Raw genomic sequence first — 18,663 nt, 5'->3', positions numbered from 1 at the left:
CGTGAATCTGCTGACAAAAACACGCCTGTCACTCCTGCTGGCTTCGATGGCCCTGTCCGGAATGGCACACGCTACGGACGTCACTGGTGCTGGTTCGAGCTTCGTGTTCCCAGTCATCTCCAAATGGGCGACCGAGTACAGCGCAAAGTCCGGCAACAAGGTGAACTATCAGTCCATCGGTTCGGGCGGCGGTATCGCTCAGATCAAGGCAGCCACCGTTGACTTCGGTGCATCCGACGCCCCTCTGAAAGCCGAAGACCTGCAGGCCGCGGGCCTCGGTCAGTTCCCAAGCGTAATCGGCGGTATCGTTCCAGTGATCAACGTTGAAGGCGTTGAAACCGGCAAGCTGGAACTGAGCGGCAAAGTCCTGGCTGACATCTTCCAGGGCAAGATCACCAAGTGGAACGATCCAGCGATCGTTGCACTGAACAAGGGCCTGAAACTGCCAGAAACCGCGATCACCGTGGTTCACCGTTCGGACGGTTCGGGCACTTCGTTCAACTTCACCAACTACCTGAGCAAAGTCAGCCCTGACTGGAAAGCCGGTCCAGGCGAAGGCTCTGCCGTTCAATGGCCAGTCGGTGTGGGTGGCAAGGGTAACGAAGGTGTGGCGGCTTACGTGAAGCAGATCAAGGGTTCGATCGGCTACGTTGAATTCGCCTACGCCAAGACCAACAACATCTCCTACGCCAAGCTGGAAAACGCTGCCGGCAAGACCGTCGAGCCTGGCGCCAAGGCGTTCGCCGCTGCTGCCGCTACCGCTGACTGGGCAAGCGCCCAGGACTTCAACCTGATCATGACCAACGCCCCGGGCGCTGACGCATGGCCGATCACCGCGACCACCTGGATCATCATGTACAAGCAGCCGAAAAAGGCTGAAGAGAGCAAGGCCGCTTTCGACTTCTTCAAATGGTCCCTGGAAAACGGCCAGGCTCAAGCCGAGTCCCTGGACTACGTCCCACTGCCTAAAGAGCTGGTCAGCAAGATCGAAACCTACTGGAAATCCGAGTTCAAGTAACGCTCGACGTTATCCGGCTTACCCCTGTCACCGAGCGCTCGGTGACAGGGTTTCCTTGCGAGTGGACCCAACATGACTGAGAACACCCAATATATGTCCGCTGTTATTCCGGATGTGGAATCCGAGAGCGAAAAACGAGCGGCCCGCGATCACCGACACGACGCCTGGTTCCGGCGCATCATGTTCGGCGCGGCTTTGTTGGTTCTGCTGTTGCTGGCGAGTATCGCTGGCTCGACGCTGTGGGGCGGCGCCCTGGCGTTCAAGACCTTTGGTTTCGAATTTCTTACCAGTACCGAATGGGATGCGGTCAACGGCCATTTCGGTGCTCTGGTCCCGATTTATGGCACGCTGGTCACTTCCTTTCTCGCGCTGCTGATCGCCGTTCCGGTGAGCTTTGGCATCGCGATTTTTCTGACTGAAGTCGCGCCGCCCTGGCTGCGCACCCCAATCGCTTCCGCCGTCGAGTTGCTGGCGGGCATTCCTTCGATCATCTACGGCATGTGGGGTCTGTTCGTTTTCGGCCCGTTCATGGCGGCTTACCTGGCTCCGTGGATCAACGACAACCTCGGCGCGCTGCCGCTGATCGGCCCGATCTTTCAGGGCCCGCCACTGGGCATCGGTATGCTGACGGCCGGTATCGTGCTGGCGATCATGATCATCCCGTTCATCACCTCGGTCATGACTGAAGTGTTCCGCACCGTGCCGGTCGCTCTGAAAGAGTCGGCTTACGCATTGGGCGGCACCACCTGGGAAGTGGTCTGGGACATCGTCTTGCCTTACACCCGTACCGCGGTGGTCGGCGGCGTCTTCCTGGGGCTGGGTCGGGCACTGGGTGAAACCATGGCCGTGACCTTCGTGTTGGGTAACGCTCACAACTTCTCGCCGTCGCTGATGATGCCCAGCAGCTCGATTGCCTCGGTGATCGCCAACGAGTTCAGCGAGGCCTACACCGACCTGCACCGTTCTTCCCTGATCGCACTGGGCTTCCTGCTGTTTGTGGTCACCTTCATCGTGCTGGCGATTGCCCGTCTGATGCTGTCTCGTCTGTCGCGCAAGGAGGGTGTATGAGTAAGGTCGATAACGAAAACCTGTACCGCATGCGGGCATTCAAGAACAAGCTGGCGATGGTACTGAGCTGCGGCGCGACCCTGTTCGGTCTGTTGTGGCTGGTGTGGATTCTGATCACCACCATCGTCAATGGCTTCCAGGCACTGAACCTGCGCCTGTTCACCGACATGACCCCGCCCCCGGGCGCCGAGGGTGGTTTGGCCAACGCCTTCTACGGCAGCTTTCTGATGTCCGGTCTGGGCCTGATCATCGGTACGCCGATCGGTCTGATGGCGGGCATCTGGCTCGCCGAGTTCGCTCGCCACAGCAAGCTGGGTAACGCTGTGCGCTTCATCAACGACATTCTGCTGTCGGCTCCCTCGATTGTGCTTGGCCTGTTTGTCTACACCGCCGTGATCCTGCCGCTCAGCGCCGTCACCGACCACCGCGTGGGCTTCTCCGCCTTTGCCGGTGCCCTGGCGCTGGCCTTGCTGGTGATTCCGGTCGTGGTGCGCACCACCGATGAAATGCTCCAGCTGCAACCGGCGACCATGCGTGAAGCCGCGCTGGCACTGGGTGTGCCGCAGTGGAAGCTGACCCTGCAAATCGTCCTGCGTGCCGCCCGCGCCGGTGTGGTCACCGGTATCCTGCTGGCCCTGGCCCGCATCACCGGCGAAACCGCGCCGCTGCTGTTCACGGCATTCGGCAACCAGTTCTGGAGCGGTGATCTGCTCAAGCCGATCGCCAGCATTCCCGTCGTGATCTTCCAGTACGCCATGAGCCCGTTCGATGACTGGCACTCCCTGGCCTGGGCAGGTGCCCTGATCATGACGCTGTTCGTATTGGTGCTAAGCCTCAGCTCCCGTCTCATTCTTCTGCGCAATAAGGCGTCCTGATGAACAACCTTTCCCTCGCCGACGAAAAAACCAAGATCCAGGTGCGTAACCTCGATTTCTACTACAACGGCCACCAGTCGTTGAAGAACATCAACATGACCATCCCCGAGAAGCGCATTACCGCGATCATCGGGCCATCGGGTTGCGGCAAGTCGACCATGCTGCGTGTGTTCAACCGCATCTACTCGATGTACCCGAAGCTTGAAGCCAAGGGTGAGGTTTTGCTCAACGGGGAAAACATCCTGGCACCGGGCTACTCGATGAACCGCCTACGCAGCCATGTGGGCATGGTGTTCCAGAAGCCTGTGCCGTTCCCGATGACCATCAAGGACAACATCTCGTACGCCGTGAAGCACCACGAGCGACTTAACCGTCGCGAGATGGAAGAGCGCGTGGAAGAAGCCCTGCGCGGCGCGGCGCTGTGGGATGAGGTCAAGGACAAGCTGGACAAGAACGCCCAGGGTCTGTCGGGTGGTCAGCAGCAGCGTCTGTGCATCGCCCGCACCATCGCCCTGCGTCCACAAGTGCTGCTGCTCGACGAGCCGACGTCGGCACTCGACCCGATCTCTACCGGTCGTATCGAGCAGCTCATCACCGAGCTCAAAGAGCAGTTCACCGTGGTCATCGTGACCCACAACATGCAACAGGCCGCGCGTTGCTCGGACTACACCGCGTTCATGTTCCTGGGCGAATTGATCGAACACGGCGACACCGACACCATCTTCACCAAGCCGACCAAGACCCAGACCGAAGACTACATTACCGGTCGTTTCGGCTAACCCTCAGCCGAGCGGAACAGGGGGGATCGAACTGTGATCCCCCATGAACTGCTCCAGCCGCTTGCGCAACCAGCGCTCCGCAGGGTCGGTGTCCATCACACTCAGCCACACCATCGACAGCTCGAGGTTCGGCGTGATGAACGGCAACGGCTCACCCCGCAACAACCCCGTCTTGCCCATCGCCAGCGTCAAATGATCCGGCAGGTTGCACAGCAGGTCCGTACCCTCCATCAATGCGGGCAAGGTGCTGTACTGCGGCACCGACAGCACCGCCTGGCGCTTGCGCCCGATCGCCGCGAGCCACTCATCGGCAAAACTCGAAATGTTCGCCACGTGGGACACCACCACATGGGGCCGTGAGCAGTATTCGTCCAGGGTCAATGGCTCGGTGGAATCGTCCGCGCGTACCACCATCGGCTGCACGCTGCGCAACAGTTTGCGCTTGGCGTTGGCCGGCAGTTCGCGGGTCAGGCACACGCCAACGGTGATCTCCCCCGACATCAGCAGTTCGGAAATATTCCAGTAGTTGACCTGCTTGATGACGATGACGATGCCCGGCGCCTCTTGGCGAATCGCCCGCAGCAACGGTGGCAACAGGCTGTACTCGACGTCGTCGGACAGGCCGATGCGAAAGGTCATGTCGCTGCTGGCCGGGTCGAAATCCCGGGTCAGGCTCAGGGCCACCGACATGGCGTCCAGCGCGGGGGAGAGGTGATGAATGATCTCGTTGGCCCGCGCCGTGGGCTCCATGCGATGGCCAACGCGGATGAAAAGCGGGTCATTGAACAAGGCCCGCAAGCGATTGAGCGCGGCGCTGATGGTCGGTTGACCGAGGAATAGCTTCTCGGCAGCGCGGGTGACGTTGCGCTCTTGCATCAAGGTTTCGAACACCACCATCAGGTTGATATCGGCCTTGCGCAGCTCGTTGCGATTCATAACTCGTCCCCGTTGACCAACGTTCGTCACCCTGCTGTGTGCAAAAGCCTGCGAAATGATGGGCGACAGTTTATGGATCCCGGTCTGTCGGCGTCCAGCGTAACCGGATGTTTCGCGAACCGGCTGGTTGACGAAAGGGGGAGCGCTTCGGGCTTGCTGGTTGGCGCACATTCCTGTGGGAGCTAATTCATTCTGGGCGGCAATCCGACGATTGGCCGGTACATCCGCCGCATCTCTGTCGGACGTACTGACGCCTCGCGAATGAATTGGCTCCCACAGGTTTCGATCGCATCCAGGCCGCAGCATCTTCACTGAACTTACCGCCAAGCCCATCAGTCAGCAGTTAACGCTCACCCTGAGGCTTGATACTCCATGCTGATTTCTCTGAAAGGCCAGGTGGCACTAGTGACTGGCGCCAGTTCCGGCCTGGGTGCAGGTGCTGCCCGTGGGCTCGCCGCTTCCGGCGCCGCGGTGGTGGTCAATTACCACTCCCAACCCGAACCCGCACAAAAACTGGTGGATGACATCCTCAACGCTGGCGGCCAGGCGATTGCTGTCGGCGCCGACGTGTCGAAGGAAGACGAGGTCGAAAAACTGTTCGCCGAGACCCTCAAAGCCTTCGGCCGAATGGACATCCTCATCGCCAATTCCGGCTTGCAAAAGGATGCCGCCATCGCCGACATGAGCCTTGAGGATTGGAATACTGTCATCAACGTCAACCTCACCGGCCAGTTCCTCTGCGCCCGCGCTGCATTGCGTCAGTTCGCCAGGCAGCAGATTCGTCCCGACATTTCCCGAGCGCTGGGCAAGATCATTCACATGAGCTCGGTGCACCAGGTCATCCCGTGGGCCGGTCACGTCAACTACGCAGCGTCCAAGGGCGGGGTCGATCTGCTCATGCGCAGCATTGCCCAGGAAGTCGGCGAGCAGCGCATTCGCGTCAACAGCATAGCGCCGGGGGCCATTCGCACCGCCATCAACACCAAGGCCATGACTGGCGACGCTGAACAGAAACTTCTCAAGCTCATCCCGTACGGTCGTGTCGGCGAGGCCGAAGACGTGGCCAACGCCGTGGTCTGGCTGGCGTCCGATGCGTCCGATTATGTGCACGGCACCACTTTATTCATCGATGGCGGCATGAGCCTCTATCCGGAGTTTCGCGACAATGGCTGATCACGCGCAAAAGCCCCAGAACGACCCCCGTCACGAAGCGCAGAACGACATCGAGAACCACGGCATCATTGGCGACATGCGCAGTGCCGCGCTGGTGGCCGACACCGGCAGCATCGACTTTTGCTGCTGGCCCGATTTCGACAGCCCAAGCATCTTCAGCGCATTGCTCGACACCCCTGAGGCCGGGATCTTTCAGCTGTCGCCGATCCTGCCCGACGCCCGCCGCCAGCAGCTGTACCTGCCAGAAACCAACGTCCTGATGACCCGCTGGATCGCCCAGGATGCCGTGGTCGAAGTCACCGACCTGATGCCCATTGCCGATGAAGTCGATGACCTGCCGCGCCTCGTGCGGCGGATTCACGTGCGCCATGGCACCACTCAGGTGCGCATGTTGTGCCGGGTTCGCCACGACTACAGCCGCGCTGAAACCACAGCAAGACTGGATGGCCAGGACGTGGTTTTCGAAGCCCAGGGTCAGCCCGCCATGCGCCTCTCGGCCACCGTAGAGCTAGCACTGGATGGCCATGCCGCCATGGCCGAATTTCAGATGAAGCAGGGCGATATCGTCGAGTTCATGTTGGGCGGTGCTGATGACGAACAGGTCAAGGCTACCCAGTGCGACTGCGACCTCAAGCACACCGTCGACTTCTGGCAGCACTGGAGCCGCCACTCGAATTACCGAGGTCGCTGGCGCGAAACGGTCAATCGCTCGGCTCTGGCGCTCAAGCTACTGACTTCACGCAAGCACGGCGGCATCGTGGCTGCGGCCACGTTCGGCCTGCCGGAAGAGCAGGGTGGCGAACGCAACTGGGACTATCGCTATACCTGGATTCGCGACGCCTCGTTCACCGTCTATGCCTTCATGCGCCTGGGTTACACCGACGAGGCCAACGCCTTCATGCACTGGGTGCGTGAGCGCATGGGCGACTGCTGCGAAGACGCCAACAAGCTCGGCATTCTCTACTCCCTCGACGGTCGAGAGGAATTGCCCGAGCAGAACCTCACGCATCTGTCCGGCTACGGTGGCGCGACCCCGGTGCGCGTCGGTAACGAGGCCTACAAACAGACGCAGCTGGATATCTATGGTGAGCTGCTGGATGCGGTTTACCTGGCCAATAAATACGGCGAGGCGATCTCCCACGAAGGCTGGCAACACACCACGCGGCTGGTCAACGAACTGTGCGAAAACTGGCGCAGCAAGGACGTCGGAATCTGGGAAATGCGCGGCGACGATCAGCATTTCCTGCATTCACGCCTGATGTGCTGGGTCGCACTGGACCGGGCTTTGCGCCTGTCTTTCAAGCGTTCACTGCCCGCGCCGTTCGAGCGCTGGACCGCAGAACGCCAGGCGATTCACGACGACATTTGGGAGAACTTTTGGGACGCCGAGCGCGGGCATTTCGTCCAGCACACAGGCAGCAAGAACCTCGACGCTTCGATGCTGCTCATGCCATTGGTGAGGTTTGTCGGCGCCAGCGACCCGAAATGGCTGTCGACCCTGGAGGCCATCGAGAAAACCCTGGTGCGCGACGGCATGGTCTTCCGCTACCGCAACGACGACACCTACGGCGATGGGCTGGAGGGGGAGGAGGGCGCATTCGTCGCCTGTTCGTTCTGGTACGTCGAATGCCTGGCGAGGGCAGGCCGCGTGGAACAGGCGCACCTGGAATTCGAGCAACTGCTGCGCTACGCCAACCCGCTGGGCCTGTACGCCGAAGAGTTCGACGCCCACGGCCATCACTTGGGCAACACCCCTCAGGCCCTGAGCCACCTGGCGCTGATCAGCGCCGCGAGCTTTCTGGACCGTAAACTCGAAGGCAGCCAGACCCTCTGGCAGCCCTGACTTATATAAGGAGTCATCACATGGCCCATGCATTCAAGAAAGGCGATCACGTGCGCTGGAATTCGGACGTGGGGCATGTGGTGGGCGTCGTGACCAAAGTGGTGACCCACGATGTCGAGTTCATGGGGCGGCATCGCCACGCTTCTAGAGATGAACCGCAGTACGAGGTCAAGAGCGACAAGACCGGGCATTTGGCGATGCATAAGGAAGACGCGTTAGAGAGGGTATAACCGGCGTTTTTTGCGCAACGCGGGCCAACGAAGAAAACTGTCCCGATTACCCGAGGTGCACTCTGGCGCCAATGAAGGTATGTTCCCGAACTGACTCTGGCGCCTTGCGCCGGATTGAATCAAGACCTCGGGCGTGGCGAACAGGATGGCAGCATGGATGAAGCGTTGATTCTGGTGGATCGCACAGATCGCCATGCCGGAACCACTCCCGTTGATTTTCAGAATCACATCCTGCCCCAGGTTTCCCGCACCTTCGCCCTGACCATTCCGCAACTGCCCGCCGAGCTGCAGACCGCAGTGGCCAATGCCTATCTGCTGTGCCGAATGGCCGACACCATCGAGGATGAACCGGGCCTCACCATTGGGCAAAAGCACCAGTATCAGAGCGCATTTCTCGACGTCGTCATGGGCAAAGCCGACGCCATGCGCCTGAGCGATGAATTGAATCGACACTTGACCGAACAGACCCTCGCTGCCGAGCGCGACCTGATCCGGCACATGCCGCAAGTGCTCGCAGTCACAGCCACCCTCAACGCCACCCAGCGCAATGCGACGCTTGCCTGCCTGACCGTGATGACCCAGGGCATGGCCGAGTTCCAGAGCAAGGCTGGCCTGTTGGGGCTGGCGGATCGTCAGGAGCTGGATCGTTACTGCTACTGCGTGGCGGGATGCGTGGGGGAAACCCTGACCGAGTTTTTCATCGACTACGCGCCTGAGTTGGCCCCTCAGCGTCAGGCTTTGCGCACGCTGGCGCGCTCCTTCGGTGCGGGTCTGCAATTGACCAACATCCTCAAGGATCAACGCGCGGACGCTGAGCGTGGTGTGTGCTGGCTGCCGCGTGATCTGCTGGAAGTGCATCAGGTTGAGCCGGGACATCTGCAGGCGGGCGCTCGTCACGTTGGCCACACGAAGGTAATTGCCGAGCTGGTCGGCACAGCCAATGCGCATCTGTTGCGGGCGCTGGAGTTCACGCTGCTGATCCCCGCCCGGCACAGCGGGATTCGTCGGTTTCTGGCGTGGACCATTGGTTTGGCGTTATTGACCTTGCGCAATGTTCAGGCCTGTCCCGAAGCGCCTGTGAAAGTGAGTCACGCCGAAGTCGCCTGGATTATCCGTCTGACGCATCTCTCACAGCGTTCCAATATCGGTTTGCGTATGCTGCACAAACTGGCGTCGAGCAAGTTGCCGGTGACCCCGCTGGAAGCTGACTGAAGCACTCGAGAATTTGCGTTCTGATCAATGATCTGCGGCCGAACTGGATCTAGACCTGTAGGAGCGAATTAAGTCGGCCGCGAAACCGCCTTACTTCACCCGCAACTCATACCCCACCGGCAACGACTCCCGCGCAAAGCGCTCGCCGATCATGTCGTAGTAGCTGGTGCGCGCCAAATATGCACTGGGGCCCTTGATGTAGCGGTCGATGTCCTGCACCACTTCACACAACTCGAACGTGCGGCCGTTGAGCAACCCTCTAGGCTTTGCGCGGCAGTAGGGACTGAAGCTTGGTCACGCCGGTGAAAAGAAGCCAGGATTTTGTAGGAAAGTGGTTGCTATAGCGTAGTCCCGGTCCTGATTTTCTCCTCTGTCTTTTGAGAGAGCAGATCCTTGCGTAGGTTGCCGGTTCTATCCCTAATCAGCACCAAGGATGACCGACGATGCGACCGTTTTTCAGTTTCGCATGGGCTGCATCGCAGCGAATCTATGATCCCTCAAACTCAAGTGCCAAAGTCGCCCAGATGATAGGAGGGAATGTAGCGTTGAATATCAACAGCTCCGATCCGACACTGCGCTGGACGAACACATGCGCCATCCGCATGAGCTATATCTTGAATGAGTCAGGGATGCTTATCCCGCCCATACCGAGGGAAACCGTGTCAGGAGCGGACAAACGGCAGTATTTCTATCGGGTTAGAAATCTCATCACATTCCTTGAACTCCGCTGGGGTAAGCCTGAGATCATCAAGTACCCTGTTTCGGCAGAGAGCGTGACCGACAGAAAAGGCCTGATTCTTTTCGAGATTTCCGGATGGTCGGATGCACAGGGGCACGCGACCTTGTTCGATGGTCGACATTGCTATGATCATTGCTACTTTAACCAGCCTGAGGCTTCGTATCGCACGGATAAAGCCAATTTCTGGAGCCTGCGATGAGCAGATACAGGCCACTTGCCGTTGTTGCGTTGACAGTGAGTATCTTCACTCCAGTCTGTCAGGCTCAAGACCAAATCCGAAATTCTCCACAAGCGGGTGGCCGAACCTATTCGGTCAATTACAAGGACATGGTCTTGGCCACCTGTATCGCCACCGCCTACAAAGACAATCCGGGCGTAGCCAGGGACGCTGGCAGTAGTGTCAGTGCTTTACGGGACTGGACATCTTTTGATCTTGATCAGGCTACCGGCCCTATCCATGATCTGGTCACTGATTATTTGAGCAGGGACTATCACAATCCCATGGTGGAATCGGAAGTGAAGGGCGTTCGATTCGATCTTTTGAAGTGCCTGGATCTTTACCACAGTGATGCATTAGAGGCGCAAATAAAACGCTGGGGTTCTACGCCAGATCGCAGTTACCGACAGGATCATCCTGCGCCTGACGAATGAGCCACATGTGCCAGGGGTTAGGTGACCCCATCCCTGTGGGAGCGAATTCATTCGCAAAAAATGGTGCAGCCGATACATCTTCGTCGCCCGTACCGCTGCATCGCGAATGAATTCGCTCCCACAGGGGATCGGTGAAACCCTAACGAAACTGCTTCACTTCACCCTTAATTCATACCCCACCGGCAAGGTCTCCAGCGCAAACCGCTCACCAATCATGTCGCAGTAGCTGGTCCGCGCCAGATACGCGCCGGGCCCATTGATGTAGCTGTCGATGTTCTGCACCTCTTCACACAACTCGAACGTCCGGCCCTTGAGCAGCCCGCTGACCTGGGCCGAGCGCAGGGCGCCGTTGGGGGTCCAGTCGGCGATGATCAGGGCGCCTTCGGGGGCTGAGAGTTCGTAGCTGTGCACGAATTCTTCGGCGGAGCGGTCGGTGAGGTAGGGCACCATGAAGTAGTGGATGTCGTCGCGAAACGGCAGGGTTTCCTTATGCACCGGCAACTGGATCGCGCCGCTGGTGTACACGGCGAACACCGCGAGAATGGCCACGGGGGCGGCCAGGGGCGAGGCCGTAACCAAGCCGGCAGCCTTGCCTGGCAGCAGGTGTTGCAGCTGGATCACGCCGATGATGCTCAGCAGTACGGCACCCGGCAGGAAGAAGGTGAAGCGGTCGGTGACGTTGTAGGACACCGCGAAGATGAAGTTCATCACCGCCGCCCACCACAGCAGCCGCAGCGCCGGGCTTTTGGGGAACAGCAACAGTCCCGCCAGTTGCGGGCCGATCAGCGACAGCAACAGCAGCGCCACCGAATTCTTCTCGTGCCACATGTCGTCGAAGCGAAACAGCGAGCCCTGCCAGCTTTGCTCGGCGGTGGTGTCGGGGATGCCGATCAGGTAGCGATGGCCGATGTCGATCAGGTTCATGCCGCTGTGCAGCTCGTTGAGGAGGCTCGGCAGGGCCACTGAAAACCCCAGCGCGAAGGCGGGCAGCGTGATCAGCAGTCGCGTCTTGTGCTGCCACAGCAGTTGCACGTACAGGGGGAACAGGACGATGAAAGTCAGCTGATGAATCGCCGCGGCAAGCCCGGTCAGCACGCCGATGAGAAACAGCGAAGGCATCACCCCCAGGCGCTGTTTGTCATGCAGTTGCACCATGCAGGCGAGGGTGATCAGCAGCGTGTGCAGCACGTAGACCTCGGCCTTGGTCGAGACCCAGAACACGCAGTGGCACAGCACGGCGGCGGCGATGGCCAGCAGGGCCTGAGCGTTTGTCGCGCCGGCGCCCTTGGCCAGGCGAAAAATGGCCCACGCCAGCGGGATCAGCAGCAGCGAGTTCATCAGGCTGAGAACGTAGGGCCCGAAACCTGCGAACAGCGCAGTGGTGATGAACAGATAGAGGGGATGGTCCAGCGGCGTCAGCGTCTGGCTGAAGTACTGGCCCTGCGCGGCGTCGGCGAGAAACATGCCGTTGTCCATCCACTGGATCGGCCCGCTCGAAGCGAAAAAGCTGGCAAGGATCGCGCCGACCACCAACAACAGGGGGACCCACGTCGACGCTCGATAACGTACTGCTGCCACCATGAATTGCACTCCTGTCCCTGTTTTTTCGAGAACACACTATTGAATGGCTTCACGCTGCCGCGCCGTTTCGCCCTTGAGCCGAAACAGCATAAGGGCGCCGATGGCCACCGCGAACCACAGTGTGGCCAGACGAATCAGCACCGTGGCGGCCACCGCGTCGGCGCTGTTCATGCCTTTGAAGACCAGCAAGCCGACCATCACCGCTTCTGCGCCGCCCAGCCCGCCGGGCATGAAACTGATCGCGCCCGCGAGCATCGCCAATGCGTAGACGAACACCGCAAAGGTCAGCGGGATGTCGGCGCCCATCCATTGCACAATCCAGTGGAAGGCCAACGCCTCGGCGCTCCAGGCCATGACGCTGAGCAGCGTCAGGCCGAGCATCAGGCGCAGGCGATGGCACTGCTGGGCATGCACCAGCACTTGCAGCAGATGACGCAAAAGACTGAGTGCCTTGCCGCTGTCGCTGGGCACCATCGACCTCAGGCGCTCCAGCAGCCGACGTTGCGACAACACCAGCAGGCCGACCAGCACCAGCCCCACGCCGACGATGATCATCGGCATCGCCTCGGGGTACAGCGAGAGGCCGAACAACGTCAGCAGCACCACGGCGAACAGGTCCGACAAGCGCTCGCTGAAAAACGCCGCAAAGCTCTGCGGATACGGCACGCCCCAACGCTTGAGCAACACCCCGCGCAGGGCTTCACCGGCTTTGCCTGGCGTCGTGGTCAGGGCAAAGCCGGCCAGATAAATGTTCAGGCTCGGGCGCCACGGCATGGGGTGGCCGAGCACCTTGAGGTAGGCCTGCCAACGCAGAAACCGCAGGCCATAATTGACCGACGACATGAACAGCGCGATGACAATGCCCACCACCCCGACCTCGTACACGGCTGCGCCCACGGCGTGCCAGCCGCCCCACAGCGAGAACGCCAGATAGCCCAGCGCCGACCCCACCACCGATAGCATGACCGCACGGTAACGCCAGCCGGACAGGTGCACGGCCTCGTGGGCGGTGGAGCCGCTCACAGGTTCAGCCTCTTGAACACGGGCTGCGGGATCGAGCGAATGATCAGCATGATCAGGCCCCAGAAGCCGGGCGCGTAGAGGGTCGGCACCCGATTGGCGATACCTTTGACGATGCGTTGCGCGACCTGCGCCGGTTGTGCCAGCAGTGCGGCAGGCAGCGACAGGCCTTGGGTCATTGGCGTGTCGACGAAGCCCGGTTTGATCGTGGTCACGTGCACGCCGACCTTGAACAGCCGCGCCTGCAGGCCTTCGCAATAGGTCGACACTGCCGCCTTGGCGCTGCCGTACAGGTAATTGGAAGGGCGCCCACGGTCGGCCGCCACCGAGGAGATGATCGCCAGACTGCCGCACCGCTGGGTCTTGAACTGTTCGGCCAAAATGGTCAGCAGGGCGATTACCGAGGTGCCGTTATTGGCGAACTCGCGCAGGGCCAGGTGCACATCGCGTTCGCAGGCTTTCTGATCGGGCAGGGTGCCGTGTGCGATCAGCGCGATGTCGATCTGGCCCAGGGCAGTGAGGCCGCGGCTGAGCATCAGCGGGTGAGCGTCGATGTCGTTGGCGTCCATTTCGTGCAGGGCGACGTTCTTCGCGCCCCGGGCCTTGAGGTCGGCGGCGGTCTGCTGCAGTTTGTCGACATTGCGCGCAACGAGAAAGAAGTCGCTGCCCTCGCTGGCCCACAGGCGAGCGCAGGCAGTGGCAATGGCCGATGTCGCGCCGATGATCAGAACTTTTTTTGAAGTGTGGGTCGTCATGACAGTACGCGGCTCCAGAAACGGGACATCAACGAGGGATCGCGCAGCGCTTCCAGTCGCTCCCAGGCGGGGTAGGCCTGACGAAAGTCAGCGCCGCTCATGTGGGCATCCTTGGCCGGATACAAGCGTCCTTGGGCGGCGCGGACGATGTCGTCCAGGCGCGGGAATACAACGTCCTGCAGGTGTTCGCTTTGCGGAAAATCCAGGGCCAGCGAGGTGCCCGGCATCGGGAACGACAACAGGCCCGGCGAGCGCACATCGCCGCAGCGCTTGAGCACCGCGAGAAACGAACCTTGCCCGGCGTCGGCAATGGCCCGCAGCAGCTCGGCCATCGCCGCCTCGGCATTCTGGGTGGGGATCACGCACTGGTACTGCTGAAACCCGCGAGGGCCGTAGATACGGTTCCAGTGCAGGATGCGGTCCAGGGGGTAGAAAAAGGGTTCGTAGGCACTGCGGCCCGCTGTCCGTTGGCCAGGGTGCAGGCGCCAATAGAGGTTGTTGAACGCGCTCAGGGACAGCCTGTTGATCAGCGACACCGGCGGCGTGACGGGCATGCTCAGCCGCGCGCGGCGGCCTACTTGCAGCGAGCCGTACTGCGCGTGATCGCCAACGATGAACACGCCGCGCCCGGTGTCCGCGCCTTTGGCCAGGCAATCGACCCAGGCCACGCTGTATTCGTGTTGCTCGTCCAGCTCATGGGACAGCGCGAAAAACTCCGCCAGATTGGCGAAACGAACGGTGGTGGTGTCGATCTGGCTGGCGCGGATCGGCATCAATTGCAGCTGCGCCCAATGAATGATCCCGGTCAGGCCCAGGCCACCGATGGTCGCGGAAAACAGCGAGGCGTTGACGCTGGGCGAGCAGGTCATCTCTGGCTGGCCATGACGCAACAGGCCGAAGCTGCGCACGTGTCGGCCAAAGGTGCCGCGCACATGATGGTTCTTGCCATGCACGTCGTTGGCGATGGCGCCGCCGACGGTGGCGAACTGGGTGCCGGGCGTCACTGGCAGAAACCAGCCGTTGGGGATCGCGACGCTCAGGACTTCGGCGAGGGTTATGCCGGTTTCAACCTTGATCACGCCGCTGTCCCAGTCGGCGTCGATCAACCGGTCCAGCGAACGCATGTGCAGCACTTGATCGCTCGCCGCCAGGCAGCTGTCGCCGTAGCTGCGGCCATTGCCAAAGGGCAGGCTGCTGTGATGCGCGTCGATCACCCGATCCAGATGCGCCGGCAGTTCGTCGAACCACGCGCAGCTGTGACCGCGCTGCGGGCTGTGGGGAAATCGTCCCCAGGAATACAGCGGTGCACTCATGCGGCGATCCAGAACATCAGCAGGAATACGGCGCCGATCAGTTGGCTGGTTCGATCACGAATGGCGAATACCACCGGGTCCTCGTTCATCTGCCCGCGATGGGTGAGCATCCACACGCGGGTCACCCAGAACAGCAGCAGCGGGCAGGCCAGCCAGATCACGTGGGGCGTGACATACAGCGCAGTGGTTTTGGCGTCCTGGATGTACAGAGCGAGTACCATCACCGCCAGATACCCTGAAGACGCGCCAAGGGAGGCGATCATGTCGAGGTCCCCAGGGTAATAGCCGCGACCGCGGGCGAAGGTGTTCACCTCGCGGGCCCTGGCATCGCGCAGTTCGGCGTAGCGCTTGACCATCGCAAGGCTGAGGAAGATGAACATCGAGAAGGCGAGGATCCAGAACGTCAGCGTCAGATTGAACGCCGCCACCCCGGCAATGATGCGTGCGGTGTAGAGCATCGCCAGGACGATCACGTCCCAGGCCATCAGACGCTTGAGCTTCAGCGAGTAGGCCAGGGTCAGGCCGTAATACGCCGCCATGACCGCCGAGAACTGCCAGGGCAACAGCGCCAGCGCTGCGCCGAACGCCGTCAGCAAAAGAGTGGGCACCAGAATCAGACCGGCCTTGATCGACAGTCGCCCGCTGGCAAAGGGACGGTGGCATTTGCTCCTGTGGTGGCGGTCGTCGCACAGGTCCAGCAGGTCGTTGAGGATATAAACGCTGGAGGCGCACAGGCCGAAGCAGAAGAAGGCAAAGACGCCGTCGCGCAGAAGATCGGGCTGCACGAAACGGTGGGCGGCCAGAAGCGGCACGAAGATCAGCGCGTTCTTCAGCCATTGATGCATGCGCAAGGCTTTGCGCCAGTCACGCAGGGTTGAGGTATTGGTGCGAATCGTCGGTTCGACCTGACTCATCGCCTCGACCCGGGACTCAACCCCGTGATCCGGGTTGACCACATAAGCCTGGCGCGACACTTTCCAGATGGGCAAGTCATCTTTTGAGTTGCCGATATAGTCGAAGCCGCCTTCACCGTAGTGAGCCACTAACAGATCGCGCTTATTGTTGCCCGACAAGTTGCGATTGGCATTGGAGGCCACGACCAGATCGAATAACTGCAAGTGTTCGGCGATGCGTTCGGCCAGGCTGACATGGCTGGCGGTGGCGAGGACAATCATCCGTCCGCTGGCTTTTTCGGCCTGGATCATTTCGATGATCTGCGCGTCAAACGGTAGCACCGCGACGTCTAGCTCGGTCTCGAGTGCCAGGCCTTCCTTGAGCGCCGCCTTGCCCTTGAGTAACCAGCCCAGCATCTTGAAAACCTGCAACGGCTTGCTTCTGACGAAGGCCATGGCGGTTTCCATCAACAGATCCGAGCGCAGCAAGGTGCCGTCCAGATCCACAACCAAGGGTGGGAATGTTTCGAGAACTCTTCCCTGAATTCTTGCCATAGCGAATGCTCCTTTCGGGGTCGATCCGACTATAAACAAAATAAAAGTTTCACAACTTCATTTAAATTAAAGGCTTGTGCAATACCTGCCGGGCCCTTGGCGCCAGAAGTTGACGGGCAACTAACGGTGTACTTGCAAGTTTTGCGTTTCATGACTGAGACAGTGCGTCGTCGTTAAATTGGCGAATGAATGGAGGCTGAATATTGGCGCGACGGTTTTTATTCGCGCATTCGTTGACGCAAAGGCTGTTGTTCGCACTGGGGCGTGGTCATAATGACCACGCCGTTCGCTGCCGTCGTAACCTCCGACGTCTCCTACAGATCTGGGGGACGTCGCGAATCTGCGGTTCACGATGAACCTGTGGGAGCTCTGGAGGTTACGACAGTGGCGAATAGGGCTGCATAACACGCCGTTTTCTTTGGGCCCGGGAGCCTTCATGACCCATCCTTTATTGTTGGCGCTGGTGCCGCTGGTGGCCGATCTGTCCCGGGACCTGCCGGACGATGAACGCTATCGGCGCCTGCTGCGCTCGTTGCGTCAGTTGCTGCCCTGTGATGCCGTGGCCTTGCTCAAGCTGGAAGACGATGTGCTGGTGCCCCTGTCAGTCGAAGGCCTGAGCCCTGACACCCTCGGCCGCAGGTTTCGGCTGGGTGAGCACCCGCGGCTGGACCTTATCGTGCAGAACCGCGAGCCCACGCGCTTTTCCACCGATTGCGACCTGCCTGACCCCTACGACGGCTTGGTGGACGGGCTGCACGGCCACCTGGAGGTTCACGACTGCCTGGGTTGTCCGCTCTATGTGCAGGACACGCTCTGGGGCGTGATCACCCTGGACTCCCTCGACCCGTTGAGTTTCGGCAGTGTCGATCTGGGCAACCTGCAGGCCTTTGCCAGCCTTGCTGCGGCGACGGTCATGGCCAGCGACCGGATCAATCACCTGGCGCGCAGCTTCGAGGATCAGCGACAACTGGCCGAGGTCTACAAACGTGCTGCCGGTGGTCGGGGCCCGCGCGAGCTGATCGGGCAGAGTGCGGTGCATCGGCGTTTGCAGCAGGAAATCCAGCTGGTGGGCAACAGCCCGCTGACCGTGCTGATCACTGGCGAAACCGGGGTCGGCAAGGAGCTGGTCGCCGAAGCCATTCACCTGCAATCACCTCGTGCGCAAAAGCCGCTGATCAGCCTCAACTGCGCCGCGCTGCCGGAATTACTGGTCGAGAGCGAGCTGTTCGGTCACGTCAAAGGTGCGTTTTCAGGGGCGGTGAGCGGGCGCAGTGGCAAGTTCGAGCTGGCCGATGGCGGTTCGATCTTTCTCGACGAAGTGGGTGAGCTGCCGTTGCCGGTGCAGTCCAAGCTGCTGCGCGTCTTGCAGAGCGGCCAACTGCAGCGCGTCGGTTCCGATCAGGAACATCATGTGGACGTGCGCATCATCGCCGCCACCAACCGCGACCTGGCCGAAGAAGTGCGCGCCGGGCGCTTTCGTGCTGACCTCTATCATCGCCTGAGCGTATACCCACTGGTGGTGCCGCCGCTGCGTGAGCGGGGCAGGGATGTGCTGCTCCTGGCCGGTTATTTTCTCGAAGAAAACCGCGCGCGAATGGGATTGCGCAGCCTGCGCATGAGCCCCGAGGCGCAGAAGGTGCTCGTTGCTTATTCATGGCCGGGCAATGTGCGCGAGCTGGAACACCTGATCAGCCGCGCGGTGCTCAAGGCGTTGGCGGCTCACAGCGAACGGCCGCGCATCCTGACCATCGAACCGGGGGCGCTCGGGCTGGATGAGGAGGTTCAGCCTGAGTTTGCAACATTGCCAATGCCGGCCACTGCGATGCCGGTGATTAAACCCGGAGAGGGTCTGAAGGAAACCGTCGATGCATTTCAGAAAACGCTGATCACCGATGCGTTGAGCCGGCATCAGGGCAAGTGGGCCGAGGTGGCCCGCGAGCTGAATCTGGACCGGGCCAACCTCAGTCGGCTGGCCAAGCGGTTGGGAATTCGATAAGCGCGAGGCTCCTTTTATAGATTCTG

Annotated in this window: 18 protein-coding genes; 11 read left to right on the top strand and 7 right to left on the bottom strand. The window is 60.7% G+C overall.

Annotation, left to right across the window (positions count from 1 at the left end):
* Position 1: 1 nt before the first annotated feature.
* From pstS to pstB, 4 genes are all read left to right on the top strand, one after another.
* Positions 2-1,018, top strand: coding sequence for a phosphate ABC transporter substrate-binding protein PstS (gene pstS / locus AC07V9_RS13390; protein ID WP_495016183.1), 1,017 nt, complete (start codon positions 2-4; stop codon positions 1,016-1,018).
* Between the two features lie 72 nt (positions 1,019-1,090).
* Entirely contained in the window at positions 1,091-2,086 is a 996-nt protein-coding gene (pstC, locus tag AC07V9_RS13385) for a phosphate ABC transporter permease subunit PstC (RefSeq protein ID WP_495016182.1), read from the top strand.
* Complete coding sequence (gene pstA / locus AC07V9_RS13380; protein WP_495016181.1) at positions 2,083-2,961, top strand: phosphate ABC transporter permease PstA; 879 nt, start codon at positions 2,083-2,085, stop codon at positions 2,959-2,961. The genes pstC and pstA overlap by 4 nt, the downstream gene beginning before the upstream one ends.
* Positions 2,961-3,740, top strand: coding sequence for a phosphate ABC transporter ATP-binding protein PstB (gene pstB / locus AC07V9_RS13375; protein ID WP_296187019.1), 780 nt, complete (start codon positions 2,961-2,963; stop codon positions 3,738-3,740). The genes pstA and pstB overlap by 1 nt, the downstream gene beginning before the upstream one ends.
* Before the next feature lie 3 nt (positions 3,741-3,743).
* Here pstB and AC07V9_RS13370 read toward each other — a convergent pair whose 3' ends face one another.
* The gene (locus AC07V9_RS13370) at positions 3,744-4,676 is read right to left on the bottom strand and encodes a LysR family transcriptional regulator (protein ID WP_495016180.1); all 933 of its coding nucleotides are present in this window, start codon (positions 4,674-4,676) and stop codon (positions 3,744-3,746) included.
* A 372-nt stretch (positions 4,677-5,048) separates the two neighbouring features.
* Here AC07V9_RS13370 and AC07V9_RS13365 point away from each other — a divergent pair, with 372 nt between their 5' ends.
* The 4 genes from AC07V9_RS13365 (at position 5,049) to AC07V9_RS13350 (ending at position 9,134) form a co-directional block, all read left to right on the top strand.
* Positions 5,049-5,849, top strand: coding sequence for a glucose 1-dehydrogenase (locus AC07V9_RS13365; protein ID WP_495016179.1), 801 nt, complete (start codon positions 5,049-5,051; stop codon positions 5,847-5,849).
* Positions 5,842-7,692: a glycoside hydrolase family 15 protein gene (locus AC07V9_RS13360; RefSeq protein ID WP_495016178.1), complete on the top strand. Its 1,851-nt coding sequence runs from the start codon at positions 5,842-5,844 to the stop codon at positions 7,690-7,692. The genes AC07V9_RS13365 and AC07V9_RS13360 overlap by 8 nt, the downstream gene beginning before the upstream one ends.
* Positions 7,693-7,712: 20 nt before the next feature.
* Positions 7,713-7,922, top strand: a complete 210-nt coding sequence (locus AC07V9_RS13355) for a hypervirulence associated TUDOR domain-containing protein (protein WP_495016177.1) — start codon at positions 7,713-7,715, stop codon at positions 7,920-7,922.
* A gap of 153 nt (positions 7,923-8,075) precedes the next feature.
* Entirely contained in the window at positions 8,076-9,134 is a 1,059-nt protein-coding gene (locus AC07V9_RS13350; protein ID WP_495016176.1) for a squalene/phytoene synthase family protein, read from the top strand.
* 90 nt (positions 9,135-9,224) lie between these two features.
* On the opposite strand, the gene AC07V9_RS13345 is transcribed toward AC07V9_RS13350, so the two are convergent.
* A complete protein-coding gene (locus AC07V9_RS13345; RefSeq protein WP_495016175.1) occupies positions 9,225-9,389 on the bottom strand; it encodes a hypothetical protein in 165 nt (54 codons plus the stop codon).
* Positions 9,390-9,577: 188 nt separating this feature from the next.
* Between AC07V9_RS13345 and AC07V9_RS13340 the strand changes: the two genes are divergently transcribed.
* The gene (locus tag AC07V9_RS13340) at positions 9,578-10,072 is read left to right on the top strand and encodes a type VI secretion system amidase effector protein Tae4 (RefSeq protein WP_495016174.1); all 495 of its coding nucleotides are present in this window, start codon (positions 9,578-9,580) and stop codon (positions 10,070-10,072) included.
* A complete protein-coding gene (locus AC07V9_RS13335; protein WP_495016173.1) occupies positions 10,069-10,524 on the top strand; it encodes a type VI secretion system amidase immunity protein Tai4 in 456 nt (151 codons plus the stop codon). Before AC07V9_RS13340 ends, AC07V9_RS13335 begins: the two co-directional genes overlap by 4 nt.
* A 153-nt stretch (positions 10,525-10,677) precedes the next feature.
* Here the strand turns inward: AC07V9_RS13335 and AC07V9_RS13330 are convergent, their stop codons facing one another.
* From AC07V9_RS13330 to AC07V9_RS13310, 5 genes are read right to left on the bottom strand one after another with little or no spacing between them, the layout of a single operon-like run.
* A complete protein-coding gene (locus AC07V9_RS13330) occupies positions 10,678-12,105 on the bottom strand; it encodes a glycosyltransferase 87 family protein (protein ID WP_495016172.1) in 1,428 nt (475 codons plus the stop codon).
* A gap of 36 nt (positions 12,106-12,141) precedes the next feature.
* Positions 12,142-13,068 carry a lysylphosphatidylglycerol synthase transmembrane domain-containing protein gene (locus AC07V9_RS13325; RefSeq protein WP_495016260.1) on the bottom strand — a complete coding sequence of 309 codons (927 nt, stop codon included), beginning with the start codon at positions 13,066-13,068 and terminating at the stop codon, positions 12,142-12,144.
* 56 nt (positions 13,069-13,124) lie between these two features.
* Entirely contained in the window at positions 13,125-13,880 is a 756-nt protein-coding gene (locus AC07V9_RS13320; RefSeq protein ID WP_495016171.1) for an SDR family oxidoreductase, read from the bottom strand.
* On the bottom strand, positions 13,877-15,193 hold the full coding sequence (locus tag AC07V9_RS13315; RefSeq protein WP_495016170.1) for an FAD-binding oxidoreductase: 1,317 nt from the start codon (positions 15,191-15,193) through the stop codon (positions 13,877-13,879). The genes AC07V9_RS13320 and AC07V9_RS13315 overlap by 4 nt, the downstream gene beginning before the upstream one ends.
* Positions 15,190-16,641, bottom strand: coding sequence for a UbiA family prenyltransferase (locus AC07V9_RS13310; RefSeq protein WP_495016169.1), 1,452 nt, complete (start codon positions 16,639-16,641; stop codon positions 15,190-15,192). Before AC07V9_RS13310 ends, AC07V9_RS13315 begins: the two co-directional genes overlap by 4 nt.
* Positions 16,642-17,077: 436 nt before the next feature.
* On the opposite strand from AC07V9_RS13310, the gene norR reads away from it, so the two are divergent.
* Positions 17,078-18,637, top strand: a complete 1,560-nt coding sequence (gene norR, locus AC07V9_RS13305; RefSeq protein ID WP_495016168.1) for a nitric oxide reductase transcriptional regulator NorR — start codon at positions 17,078-17,080, stop codon at positions 18,635-18,637.
* Positions 18,638-18,663: the final 26 nt, after the last annotated feature.

The organism is Pseudomonas sp. GW821-FHT02A11 (genome assembly GCF_059421985.1).
This window is presented reverse-complemented; position numbering and strand designations above follow the sequence as displayed.